The 12102-nt window shown below is 41.0% G+C and carries 10 protein-coding genes; 4 read left to right on the forward strand and 6 right to left on the reverse strand.

Translation table 11 applies throughout. From position 1 onward, the window contains the following. Positions 1 to 240 precede the first annotated feature (240 nt). From ACM0OX_RS33390 to ACM0OX_RS33405, 4 genes are all read right to left on the reverse strand, one after another. Complete coding sequence (locus tag ACM0OX_RS33390) at positions 241 to 1422, reverse strand: catalase (RefSeq protein WP_414519240.1); 1182 nt, start codon at positions 1420 to 1422, stop codon at positions 241 to 243. 17 nt (positions 1423 to 1439) lie between these two features. Further along, positions 1440 to 1637, reverse strand: coding sequence for a hypothetical protein (locus ACM0OX_RS33395; RefSeq protein WP_414519241.1), 198 nt, complete (start codon positions 1635 to 1637; stop codon positions 1440 to 1442). A gap of 3 nt (positions 1638 to 1640) precedes the next feature. Next, positions 1641 to 3272 carry a peroxidase family protein gene (locus ACM0OX_RS33400; RefSeq protein WP_414519243.1) on the reverse strand — a complete coding sequence of 544 codons (1632 nt, stop codon included), beginning with the start codon at positions 3270 to 3272 and terminating at the stop codon, positions 1641 to 1643. 78 nt (positions 3273 to 3350) lie between these two features. Beyond that, entirely contained in the window at positions 3351 to 4358 is a 1008-nt protein-coding gene (locus ACM0OX_RS33405) for a DUF2235 domain-containing protein (protein ID WP_414519245.1), read from the reverse strand. Positions 4359 to 4690: 332 nt separating this feature from the next. Here ACM0OX_RS33405 and mtnA point away from each other — a divergent pair, with 332 nt between their 5' ends. Continuing rightward, positions 4691 to 5770: an S-methyl-5-thioribose-1-phosphate isomerase gene (mtnA, locus tag ACM0OX_RS33410; RefSeq protein ID WP_414519247.1), complete on the forward strand. Its 1080-nt coding sequence runs from the start codon at positions 4691 to 4693 to the stop codon at positions 5768 to 5770. Positions 5771 to 7137: 1367 nt separating this feature from the next. Here mtnA and ACM0OX_RS33415 read toward each other — a convergent pair. After that, positions 7138 to 8559 carry an NADP-dependent isocitrate dehydrogenase gene (locus ACM0OX_RS33415; RefSeq protein ID WP_163939025.1) on the reverse strand — a complete coding sequence of 474 codons (1422 nt, stop codon included), beginning with the start codon at positions 8557 to 8559 and terminating at the stop codon, positions 7138 to 7140. Positions 8560 to 8834: 275 nt separating this feature from the next. On the opposite strand from ACM0OX_RS33415, the gene ACM0OX_RS33420 reads away from it, so the two are divergent. Both ACM0OX_RS33420 and ACM0OX_RS33425 read left to right on the forward strand, forming a co-directional pair. Continuing rightward, positions 8835 to 9554 (forward strand): GUN4 domain-containing protein, encoded by a 720-nt coding sequence (locus ACM0OX_RS33420; protein WP_334894927.1) that lies wholly within the window; start codon positions 8835 to 8837, stop codon positions 9552 to 9554. Positions 9555 to 9661: 107 nt separating this feature from the next. Further along, complete coding sequence (locus ACM0OX_RS33425; RefSeq protein WP_414519250.1) at positions 9662 to 10783, forward strand: ABC transporter ATP-binding protein; 1122 nt, start codon at positions 9662 to 9664, stop codon at positions 10781 to 10783. Here ACM0OX_RS33425 and ACM0OX_RS33430 read toward each other — a convergent pair. Continuing rightward, positions 10738 to 11067: a hypothetical protein gene (locus ACM0OX_RS33430; protein ID WP_414519252.1), complete on the reverse strand. Its 330-nt coding sequence runs from the start codon at positions 11065 to 11067 to the stop codon at positions 10738 to 10740. The genes ACM0OX_RS33425 and ACM0OX_RS33430 overlap by 46 nt on opposite strands. Positions 11068 to 11149: 82 nt before the next feature. Here ACM0OX_RS33430 and ACM0OX_RS33435 point away from each other — a divergent pair, with 82 nt between their 5' ends. After that, entirely contained in the window at positions 11150 to 11773 is a 624-nt protein-coding gene (locus ACM0OX_RS33435; RefSeq protein ID WP_414519254.1) for a Uma2 family endonuclease, read from the forward strand. Positions 11774 to 12102: the final 329 nt, after the last annotated feature.

The raw sequence follows: 12102 nt of genomic DNA on the forward strand, positions 1-12102 counted from the left end.
ATTTTGTCTGTTTGTTAAGAAAGATGCGGGTAATGGATAGTAAAAAAGGGGGAACTAGAGTCAAAGTCCCCCAATTTATCGGGGGATTTAGGGGGATCTTCAACGATTTTGGTTTTATACAAAGATGTGTGTACACCGTAGCCCCGCAAGCGGGGAGGGGTTGGGGGAGGGGTGTTAGGGACTTTTGCAAGAGGTCTATTGCTGAAGATTTGCAAACCTGTCGTTTTAGTCTACTGAAAGTCAGACAGTTGGTTCTTGGTATTTGACTCCTCGTTTTTGATGGCGGTCATTAGCAACGATAGGATAAACAATGCTGCGTAACCGATTGATTGCACCGACCGGACGATGCACTGCTAGACCATTTCCAGGAGAAAAACTGAGATTTTCTCCAAAGTCATTATCTTTAGCAGAATTAACTTTCTGATGCTTAACTGTTAGGCGACCAACTGTAATGAAGGGCGATTCTTCTTCATTCCAAACAATAGTAGTATCATCAATAGACATTTCTGGGCTAGTTTGAAATTGAATTTGAAAGTCCCAACAATATTCAGCATCAGGCTTTGCTAAAGCTTGAATGATATCATCTCGGTAATAGTTGTCCTCTGAACGTGAGGATTTGGCACGCTGAAGCTCACTTTCTGGTCTAGATTCGAGAGGAAGTTGTTGATGAGGTGGTTGACTGGAAACTGGAGTAAATGCATATTTAATCACAACCGGATATTCCACAGGAACTCTACCTGATTGGGATGGGTCAAAATCAGATTTGAGTCCTAAAGAATAGGCTGAAGCACTCCAATAGCGTTCTGTGAGCAAACTCTTGGGAAAACGTTTGAAACTAGTTTTTAAAAGAGTGGATTCGTAGGGATGCAACTTTAGCCAAAAAAGCACCAACAGCTTAAAAAGCGGAAACAGCCCTGCTCGATAAACCGCCATAAAAAAGCTGTGGAAGTCTTTGATGGTTCTAACAAAAAAGAATTCTGTATTGTGGACAATAATATCTTGGGTTTTTAACTCGTGACTTTGCGGTAGTCTTTCTCCTTCTACTCCTATTACCTTTACAGACATGGAACGCGTATCGCCTTCATAATCATTCTTTACTGAAAACGCACCATTTGCAAATCGTAGCCAAACCGGATATTGCTTGGGTTTGGCAAATAAACCTTGTTTTAGAGAAATGGCTTGAAATTGAGCTTCAGTTAATGAGGTGCGTTTGCTCAATTCCTGCTTAATTGCTGCTTCATCAAAGTCAAAGATTTCTAGAGTTCCTTGTACAGCAGCGTTAGTTTTAGAGTGGGTATCTCTCTTTGCAGTTTTTTTCTTCTCACCTCCGTAAAGATTTTCCATATTCTTTTTGACTAGCTCACTCATGAGAGCGCAATATTTAGCTTCGTCTTTTTCTGGGTATTCAGTAAATAGTTTCATTTTTTTTGAAAGCAGGATTAATTAATCAATTGAGTATGTTCCAAGCTGCGTAGGCGCAGCCCGTCGTAGACATCGCTTGCTTGTTTGCAGTATTGTCTAGTCAGCTTCGAGTGACAGAGCAAGAAGAGTATTATTAAGAGCGATCGCTCCACCATCCAAGACGCTACGCATAGCTTGCTTAATAGTAAGGATAAAGCGATCGCAATCAAAGCCAATGTTTATTGAAGGTCAAAAGTAACTTTGTACTTTCTGCCTGATGAAGGAACGTTGCGATTAACTAAATCTGAAACTGTGTTGGTATTTTGAATTATTTTCCAACCCACAGGAGAAAAAGTCTTTTCATTGAAAATATTAGGTGATAGTAAAGGATTAGTTAGCGCTTGAGAAAAGGCATCAATCCCAATTAAGCGTGCTACTAGGGAAGGTATAGTTGAATTTTTCCGCCCATCCTCGGCGTAAAGTCCCACAAAGAATTCAATATTATCAACATGACCATATAATTCTTTGAGTTTATTTTGAACAAATTCATCGCCACTAATTTGCTCAAATCTCGTCACTCTGGGGAAACCACACAATTGCCGATAATCGTTGTAGCTTGCTAATTGCAGTTGCCGTCCTAATTTAATCGCGGGTAACTCGGTTAATTCAACCAATATATCAGGGGTGTTGAATAAACCAATTTTTGTACCTGCTTGGGAACAAGTTTCCTCCATCAATGCTCCCAAACCTCGATCGATGAACATCTTGTTGTTCCACAGAGATGCAACAATATGAGTTGGTTTCCCGTTATATTTAAAGGTTTCTGGAATCGCACTATGCCAGCGATAAACAAAGTCAAACTCAATTGCCATGTAATTAGGACGATGCCAACTTTCCTTAGTGAAAGCTTCAGGATCGGCAAACAACTTAAAGTGATAAGGAGTTATGTGGTTAATGTACTCCTCCATAATGATTTTGAGAATAATCGCCATGAGAATATTTCTCGCGGTTTGGAAGAGGCGTTCATCATCCCAATCTGGATAATTGTTTGCTAATTCATCGCAAAGACGATTATGCTCGCGGAAACATAGAGTATTGAGCATCACATAGCCAATTTGCACATTTGCTCGTTCTACTCCCATCGCAAACAGATATTGTTTTTTTTCTACGGGCTGCCTTTTTTCATCATTGATAGGTTCATAAAGACCCTCAAATTGAGCGTCAACTTTACCCTGCGCTGGATCGGCATAATAAAACAACGGATATTCTTCTTCTACACCATCTTGGCGCTTGAGTTTTTGAGATTTTAGTTTACCTCCTTGAAAGCTTCTTAAAAGGTGTGTTTGTTTTCTGGTTAAACCATAAACATTACACAAATCAATTTCATGGTTGGAAGTATTTTTTAATTTATTGTAGTGATCGAGGCGGAGAAAACTATCAGTAAACCACTGCACCCAATAGGGAAACAGCATAGTTGATTTGGTAGAATAAATAGTTTTACCATCTCTTTTACGGAACAAAATAGCCAAGTCTTCAACTTTTGGTAAGTTGCCCTCAGCGTTTAACTTGGGATCGGGTGGTAAATGTCGTCCTGTATACGTGCGATCGTTGAGTGATTCCCAGGAAGTATAAGTATCAGTTTTCTTAGGAATTTTAGTATCAGGAATATACTCATCTAAACTCATCATACTGTAGGCATTAGGACGAGTCGGAATTTTGTAGATGAGACTATTGAGTAGAGTTTTGTTAACTTTACGTTTTATAGATTCGTTACTCTGTATAAGTTTCCAAATCGGTTTAAAGTTTGTTAAAACTAATGTTTGAATTTTGTTACCTAAGCCGTCTTTAGATGTATCTCTTTTTCCAGTCATAATTGTTTTTACTTTTTTTCAGTTTTGGATTCAATGCACTCGAATTTTCTCTGCTTCGATCAGCCAAATTCATTCAACTTATTTCAGTTTGGAAATAATCTTTTGTAGATTTTTTGGTCGATAGTCCTTGCGACTTTTCAAACGGTATATCGCACTTTCATGAAGGTCTTCAATGACATCGCTGACCTCACGAAACTTAATTCCTGCTAATTTAAAGAATCCAGCATCGTTTTTAAAATCACATTCATAATTAGGGTTGATGCCTGTCGGAATCACATTAGGATCTAAGTCAAGCCCTAATCCTAGTTCACCGATGGAATCAATCATCCACTGTAAGGCGGCATCTGATAACCCACTATTTTCTTCGGTTCCACCACCAACGCAACCATGTACACCTGGAAACCACTTTTGAATCACCCGCTGGTTTTCAGCATCAGGATACTTTTGCATGGGAGTGACATCAAAGATTTCGCGGATTTCGTCAATCGCCATCGCGTGCAATGCATTCTGAACACATTTGTTTAAAGTAGTGTCATGGAATCTGTAGCGCATATTAAGCTGTTTGCTTAACCTACTAAAGGCTGGTATCCCAGGAATACCAAGGGCCCCAACGGTGTCAAAACAACCGAGTAAGACGATCGGGACGCGATCGCCATAAGCTTGACGGTATTCTACTGCTACATTATCTTTGGGTTTAATATTTCGGTTACGGTAAAGCTCGTAGGCTTCATGTGCTTTAGTAACATGGGGGCGATCTAGAAGACCAGAGCAATAGATCATGCCGGCTAAACTTCTAACTGTGTAAGCACCACGACTGAAGCCGAACAAATAGATTTCGTCACCAGAAACATAATTGAGACTAAGAAATCGGTAGCAATCTTCTATATTTCTATCGATTCCTAGTCCGGTAGCTCCGCCTAAAACCTTTTGACCCTCGGTTCCAATGCCCTCGTCATAAAAGACGATTTGTGTAACCCCGTCACTAGCAATTGATTTCACAGATTGAGCTAGCTTTACCACATTGCTTGGATAACGACTGCTTAACTGTTGCCAAGTTCCATCACAGCAAATCACAAGACGTTTCATAGTTCTATTTCAAAGGCTTTGAATAATTACTTAAACTTTTATCAAAGTGTAAACTCGCCATTTAGTTAGAACAAAAGGCGTTTTATATATCAACTCAGAAATGTTCGTGTTTTATAAATCCTTTAGCGAAATATCCTCCCATTTTTCTAATGAGAATGCAAGGACAGTTAAGACAGTTAAGCAGGAAATTAAATAAATAAATATTAAGTAATCATTCGTGCAGCAAAATTATCAATAGCTAAAAATAATTAATTGAATTTTGTTTTTTAAAATGAAATCATCTAAGTGCATTAAAGTAAAAAATATTGACCCTTTACTAACGACCTTTTTCTATGACACCTTCCAAAAACCAGGTTTATCCCGTTATTTGGCACAACGACTCAGTTTCACTAATTGACCAAACTCGCTTACCCAACGAATATACATTTGTAGAAATTCACCGCAGTGAAGATATGGCGCGGGCGATTAAAACTATGATTGTGCGAGGTGCGCCAGCAATTGGAGTGGCTGCGGCTTATGGAATGTATCTTGGTGCAAGGGAAATTAAAACAAGCGATCGCACCGAATTTTTGCAACACTTAGATAAAGTAGCCCAGTTGTTGCGTTCTACTCGTCCAACGGCGGTAAATTTATTTTGGGCAATTAGCCGGATGCTGCAAGCCGCCTACGAAACGCTAGGAACAGTAGAAGACATCAAGCAAACTCTTTTCCAAACAGCCCAAGCAATTAACGTTGAAGATTTGCAAACCTGTCAAGCAATTGGCGACAATGGTTTGGCAGTTTTGCCCAATACTCCAGAAAAGCTAAGGTTACTTACTCACTGCAACGCTGGGGCACTAGCTACGGCTGGATATGGCACTGCTTTGGGTGTGGTGCGTTCCGCTTGGAGGGAAGGACGTTTAGAGCGTTTATTTGCCGACGAAACCCGTCCTCGCTTACAAGGTGCAAAACTCACTACTTGGGAATGTGTGCAAGAAAGTATTCCAGTTACATTAATCACTGATAATATGGCAGCCCATTGCATGAAACAGGGTTTGATTCATGCTGTAGTTGTGGGTGCCGATCGCATTGCTGCTAATGGCGACACTGCTAATAAAATTGGTACGTATAGTGTTGCGATCGCAGCTAGAGCACATAATATCCCCTTCTTTGTCGCTGCACCCCTTTCTACCGTTGATTTTGAATTAGCCGATGGTAGCAAAATTCCTATTGAAGAACGTGAACCAACAGAAATTTATCAAGTGGGCGATACTATTCTCACACCTGCGGGTATAGATTTTTACAACCCAGCTTTTGATGTGACTCCGGCTGAGTTAATTACAGCCATCATTACAGAGAATGGAGCGATCGCACCTGATAAATTAGCAAAATCACAGTTAAAGCAATTACCGATTGGGTTAAATCCGAATTAATGGAGAACTTGCGCCGAGTTTTCAATAGACCTCTTGCAAAAGTCCCTAACACCCCACCCCCAACCCCTCCCCGCTTGCGGGGAGGGGAGACGAAGCGTAGCTTTGGCGGGGTGGGGTTCTTTCTTATTTTTGTAGGACTTACGCACGGGTAACGGAAAACGAACCACAGAGGGCACAGAGTTCACGGAGGAATGAGAGTTTGAGAGGGTTTTTGCGTAAGTCTTATTTTGATTTATGCAAGAGGTCTAATAACTCTAAATCCGAATAACGGAAACTTTATAGGGGATTGCCCCAAAAAAATCTCCGACTTTTTAGAAAAGCCGGGGATTTTGTTTTTTGACTACTTTAAAATCTGACGCAATACGGTTCGGTTAAGGCAAGAGACGGCGATTTATCGCGTCTTTGTAATTAGCTGACGGATCAAAATTTATCAGTAATTTTTCAAGAATTTTATCTAAACTTCATATTTAGACTAAATTCAATAAGCAAAATCCGCAATTACTTTCTCAAAATAAGGTTTTGCTTTCTCAAACCCCAGTTTGCTTTCTCATTTTGGTGTTTTCCGTAAGTAAAAGAAGCTTTGACTTTCTCAAAATGCCATTTGACTTACTCATTTTGGTGTTTTCCGCAAGTAAAAGAAGCTTTGACTTTCTCAAAATGCCATTTGACTTACTCATTTTGGTGTTTTCCGCAAGTAAAAGAAGCTTTTGCTTTCTCAAAATGCCATTTGACTTACTCAAACCCCAGTTTACTTTCTGATTTTGGTGTTTTTTGCAAATAAAATGCCAAAGTCAAATTACCCCCCTTAATCCCCCGTATGTATTGGCTACGGTGTACACACAAGTCTGTCGCAGTTATATCTTTATTAATAAATCTCACACTGCGTTTCTATCCCGCCTCGGAATGAATTCCGAGTCTCATAGCTAAAGTCCACTCAAGTGGACTAAATGATTAATTCAGTCCACTTGAGTGGACTTCAGCTATCAGCCCTGAACTTTAGTTCTGGGCGGGATTGCCTGTCTGTGTGACAGTTTCACTCTGACAAAAATGTGGGTAGAGAATTTTTCGACTTGTGTGTACACCGTAGCCTTGTAAAGGGGGGAAACAAGAAAATCCGGTTCCCTCCCCAATACATACGCTACGGTGTACACACATCTTTGTATAAAACCAAAATCGTTGAAGATCCCCCTAAATCCCCCGATAAATTGGGGGACTTTGACTCTGGTTCCCCCTTTTTTAAGGGGGGTTAGGGGGGATCTAAACGCTGGGAGGCAACTCTCAAAGACTTGTGTATACACCGTAGCCAATACATACGGGGAGGGTTAGGGTGGGGTAATTCGACTTGTGACTAATTAACCCTAATAGAATTAACCAAAATGCTGAATAATTGCGTCGGCAAATTCAGAACATTTTAAGGGTTCAACTGGCGGTTCTAGCAACCGGGCTAAATCGTAGGTGACTTGACTATTTGCGATCGCATCGCTTAAACCTTTCTTAATTAGGTCTGCGGCTTCTTGCCAACCCATAAATTCCAGCATCATCACACCAGACAAAATCACTGAACCTGGATTAATCCGATCTAAGCCGGCGTGTTTGGGTGCAGTGCCGTGGGTAGCTTCAAATATCGCACTAGAATCACCAATATTTGCCCCTGGCCCCATTCCCAAACCACCAACAATCGCAGCAGCGGCATCAGACAAGTAATCGCCGTTTAAGTTCATTGTCGCCAAAATCGAATACTCATCCGGTCTGGTTTGGATTTGTTGAAAAATACTGTCAGCAATCCGGTCATTCACCAAAACTTTCTCTTTCCATTTGCCATCGCCGTGGGTTGCCCAAATTGTGTTAAGAACAGTTTCAACTTCCTTGACAACTTGCGCTTTCTTGTCTGGAGTGAGATTATCAAACCCAGGCTCAATCTGGCGGGCGTTTTCTTCCAAGGAAATATTCGGATTTTTTTCCTTGTTACTCAAAATCCAAGATTCTTGTTCTGTAACAGTTTCTTGGCGGAATTCACTAGTTGCTAATTCATAACCCCAGTCGCGGAAAGCGCCTTCGGTGTATTTCATGATGTTGCCCTTATGCACCAAAGTCACTTGTTGCTTGTTTTTGGGCAATAGCAAGGCATGTTTGATGGCACGTCTAACTAGACGCTGGGAACCAGTTTTGCTGATGGGTTTGATGCCAATACCAGAATCAAGAGGAATGCGTTTTTTTCCATGTTCTGGGGTGGCGGGGATTAATTCTTCATTGAGAATTTTTATTAAGCGATCGCCAATTTCGCTACCTTGTCGCCACTCAATGCCTAAATAAATATCTTCTGTATTTTCCCGATAAACAATTACATCCAGCTTTTCGGGATTTTTGTGGGGTGAGGGCGTACCTGCATAGTAACGGCAAGGACGCACGCAGGCATACAAGTCAAAAATTTGCCGTAATGCCACATTTAAAGAACGAATTCCTCCCCCAATGGGAGTAGTCAAAGGCCCTTTAATAGCTACACCATATTCTTCAATTGCTGTTAGAGTATCTTGAGGTAAATACTGGTAAGTTCCGTATAAATCGCAAGCTTCGTCCCCAGCATAAACCTTAAACCAACTAATTTGACGCTGACCCTTATATGCTTTGGCTACCGCAGCATCGAGGACTTTTTGGGTAGCAGGCCAGATGTCTATACCTGTGCCGTCGCCACGAATAAAGGGGATAATTGGATTGTCCGGTACGATTGGTTCACCATTTTTGAAGGTGATTTTTGCTCCGGCTGCGGGGGGGGTAATCTTTTCGTACATCGTTCACACACTCCTAATCGATACGCTGCTATTCAAAAAATCTTTATGTGGCAGGCTTGTATATTTTGCTATGTCTTTTGTTCGCCAAGCCATAAGGCACAGATTTTCCCCCTATTCCCCTTGTACATTATTTGGGGATTAAGTGTGAGATTTCAGTGAAGCGATCGCAATTTTGTACGATCAAAAATAGTAAACTACTTTTCGCTATCAGTGCTTCACTTTAGAGAAGCCCAATAGCTTACCGCTCTTTCACTGACCGTTAACACAAGAATGGCATGACAGACCCAATGATTTTATCAGGCCCTGCAAATGACATCGACTCCCTCCGACAACCGTTAATCGCTGGGTCTGAAAAAGTCCAACAACAGATAATCCCACAGTTAGCTGAGTTGGGTAATGAGGGATTAGACGTGTTGATGGAATTTTTACTGAAACGACGTGAGAACCCAGCAACTTGGATTGATGGCAAAGCTTACCAAGTCTTATACAACTCTGATGCACCTCAAGTCAAAGAATTTTTGCGCTCCTCTTTTCCTGAAGGAATTGTACCTCTAAAATCAGAGTGCGGGATTAACTACAATTCTTTGCAACAGCTATTGGCTGTTCAAGACTTCCAAGCAGCCGATCGCGTCACCATCGAAAAAATGTGCGAACTATCAGGGCCAACGGCTGTACAACGAAAATGGTTGTACTTTACTGAGGTAGAAAATACCTCGGCTGTTGACTTGCAAACCATTAACAACCTCTGGTTAGTCCACTCTGAAGGTAAATTCGGCTTTTCAGTGCAGCGAGAAATCTGGTTAAGTTTGGGTAAAAATTGGGAGAATTTCTGGCCGAAAATTGGCTGGAAAGCAGGTAATACTTGGACGCGATACCCTAACGAGTTTACCTGGGATTTGAGTGCGCCTAAAGGTCACTTACCCCTTTCTAATCAACTTCGGGGAGTACGAGTTTTTGCTTCTTTACTTTCTCACCCAGCTTGGACAAAGTTATGAGTTAGAAGTTATTAGTTATGAGTTGAAGAGGTTTTTAATTTAAAACTCAAAACTCAAAACTTAAAATTCCTAACTCCTAACTCCTAACTATTAACTTTAATTAGATAATGGCAAACGTTCGTCTAGAAGATATTAAGCGTAGATTCAATAATGTCACCGCGATCGAGGACATTACCTTTGAAATTCCTGATGGCGAATTTTGGGTTTTAGTCGGGCCATCGGGTTGTGGGAAGTCTACAATTTTGCGAACGATCGCCGGTTTAGAAACCGCTACATCTGGCAAACTCTTTATTGGCGATCGCTTGGTAAATAATATCCCAGCCAGACAACGGGATGTGGCAATGGTGTTCCAAAACTACGCTCTCTATCCTCACATGAGTGTGGCGCAAAACATCGGCTTTGGCTTGGAAATGCGAAAGGTTGACCGAAAAATCATTCAAGAACGAGTGATGAATGTGGCGCGATCGCTTTCTCTAGATCACTTGCTGGATCGCAAGCCCAAACAACTTTCCGGTGGACAGCAACAACGAGTAGCATTAGGGAGAGCGATCGCTCGTGAACCCCAAGTATTTTTACTTGATGAACCTTTATCTAATTTAGATGCCCAATTGCGCGATGATACCAGGGCAGAATTGAAACAGTTACATCAAGAATTAGGCATTACAACTATTTACGTCACCCACGATCAAGTTGAAGCCATGACTTTGGCTGATAAAATTGTCGTGCTAAATCGAGGGCGGATTCAACAAATCGGCGATCCCCAAACTATTTATGCAAGTCCTGCTAATCAGATGGTGGCAACTTTTTTAGGCAGTCCGCCAATGAATATTTTGCCTGCAATCTATGAAAATAACAGCTTTGATGTGAGTGGGCAGTTATTAGCAATTCCAGCAGACGTGAAAGAAAAATTACAGTTACGTCAAGGACACAGTTATGATTTGGGGATTCGTCCAGAGCATATAAAAATAAACACTGGCTCAGAAGAGGCTGAACGCCCCGCTACCGATAACAGCACTCGAAACTCAGAATTATTATTAGTTGAAGTGAAAGTTGTAGAACCTTTGGGAAGGGAAACTTTGATTCGTGCTGGTTTACCTGGTTCGGCGGTGATGTTGAATATTCAGGTAGGCGGTGATGTGCGTCTTCGTCCAGGCGATCGCCTTTCTCTACAGCTCGATTTAAATCAATTGTTTGTGTTTGATCCCAAAACTGGGGACAGAATATTATAAGCGCTTCGGAGTGTAAAATATAATTGTTTTGTGTGCGATCGCTGTGATGGGGTGTAGGGGCAATCGCTGTAATTGGTGGCAAGGGATAGGTTAGCGATCGCATCTAGAATCATCACCACACCGCCGTTAATCCAATTTTTGATCGTGTAATGACCTTGCCCTTGCGTCGTGCGATGCCTGCGGCGGGCGTAGCCATCGTGGTCATTTGTTAACCCAATAGCGAAAATTTGCTGTATCTTTTGCTGAGTAAGAATCTTGGCGCGTCCATGCCGATTTACTTTCACCTTTGGCCGCTACACCCCGTTAACTCTTAATTTTCAGGTTACAGCAGTGTGAACTGTTTATATTCATAATCAGGATGAAATAATGATTCAATCACTACAAAAACTATTTACATTTGATGAATATTTAGAGTTTTTAGAAACACAACCGGAAAACATTCGTTATGAATTACACGATGGAGATATTATTCAAATGCCACCACCATCAGGTAAACATGAGCAAATAGTAGCATTTTTAACAATGATGTTAGGGTATGAGTGTCTTCGTCTTAAACTTAATTACGGTATACCTAAAACCGCCACAGTGAAGCCAGAAAATAAAATGTCAGGGTACTATCCTGATGTTTTGTTAATGAATTTTTCTAACTTGGGTAATGAACCATTATGGGAGAAACAATCTATTCTTAGTAAACCAGATTCAATTCCATTAGTAATTGAAGTCGTCAGTACTAACTGGAGAGATGATTATCATAAAAAGTTTGCTGACTATGAAGAAATGGGTATTCAAGAATATTGGATTGTGGATTATGCTGCTTTGGGTAGCAAGGAATTGATAGGCGACCCCAAACAGCCAACAATCACAATTTACTCTTTAAGTGATGAGGGTGAATATCGTGGTAAACAGTTTAGAGTAGACGACCGTATAGAGTCGCCAACATTTCCAGATTTAAATCTAACTGTTGAACAAATTTTTTCAGTACGTTATTGATGAATTAGAACAAAAAATAAATATCATTCTTGAAAGACGAGATCGATGAAATTTTCAGGCAAGCTGGGAAGCGTGGTTATGTCCTAAACCTGACTTTAAAGGCATTGATCAGCCTATATTTAATTTTAAGCGAGGAAAAAAGTAAGAAAAAAGTTTAAGGTGGCTGGAATGCCTGACAACCTTGATGAACGATCTAATACCTGATAATTCCCTTAACACCCCGTAGTGTCTCTTGTGGCGACGGGGTTTATTTTTGGTGGTTGGGTGCGAACCTAATAGACCTCTTGCAAAAGTCCCTAACACCCCACCCCCAACCCCTCCCCGCTTGC

Origin of the sequence: Nostoc sp. PCC 9305 (assembly GCF_963920915.1) — a bacterium.
GTDB lineage: Bacteria > Cyanobacteriota > Cyanobacteriia > Cyanobacteriales > Nostocaceae > Nostoc.

Bases quoted from the DNA above. Each gene is read 5' to 3' on its own strand.
- ACM0OX_RS33390 (WP_414519240.1), bottom strand. From the start codon at position 1,422: ATGAAACTATTTACTGAATACCCAGAAAAAGACGAAGCTAAATATTGC.
- ACM0OX_RS33400 (WP_414519243.1), bottom strand. From the start codon at position 3,272: ATGACTGGAAAAAGAGATACATCTAAAGACGGCTTAGGTAACAAAATT.
- ACM0OX_RS33405 (WP_414519245.1), bottom strand. From the start codon at position 4,358: ATGAAACGTCTTGTGATTTGCTGTGATGGAACTTGGCAACAGTTAAGC.
- mtnA (WP_414519247.1), top strand. From the start codon at position 4,691: ATGACACCTTCCAAAAACCAGGTTTATCCCGTTATTTGGCACAACGAC.
- ACM0OX_RS33415 (WP_163939025.1), bottom strand. From the start codon at position 8,559: ATGTACGAAAAGATTACCCCCCCCGCAGCCGGAGCAAAAATCACCTTC.
- ACM0OX_RS33420 (WP_334894927.1), top strand. From the start codon at position 8,835: ATGACAGACCCAATGATTTTATCAGGCCCTGCAAATGACATCGACTCC.
- ACM0OX_RS33425 (WP_414519250.1), top strand. From the start codon at position 9,662: ATGGCAAACGTTCGTCTAGAAGATATTAAGCGTAGATTCAATAATGTC.
- ACM0OX_RS33435 (WP_414519254.1), top strand. From the start codon at position 11,150: ATGATTCAATCACTACAAAAACTATTTACATTTGATGAATATTTAGAG.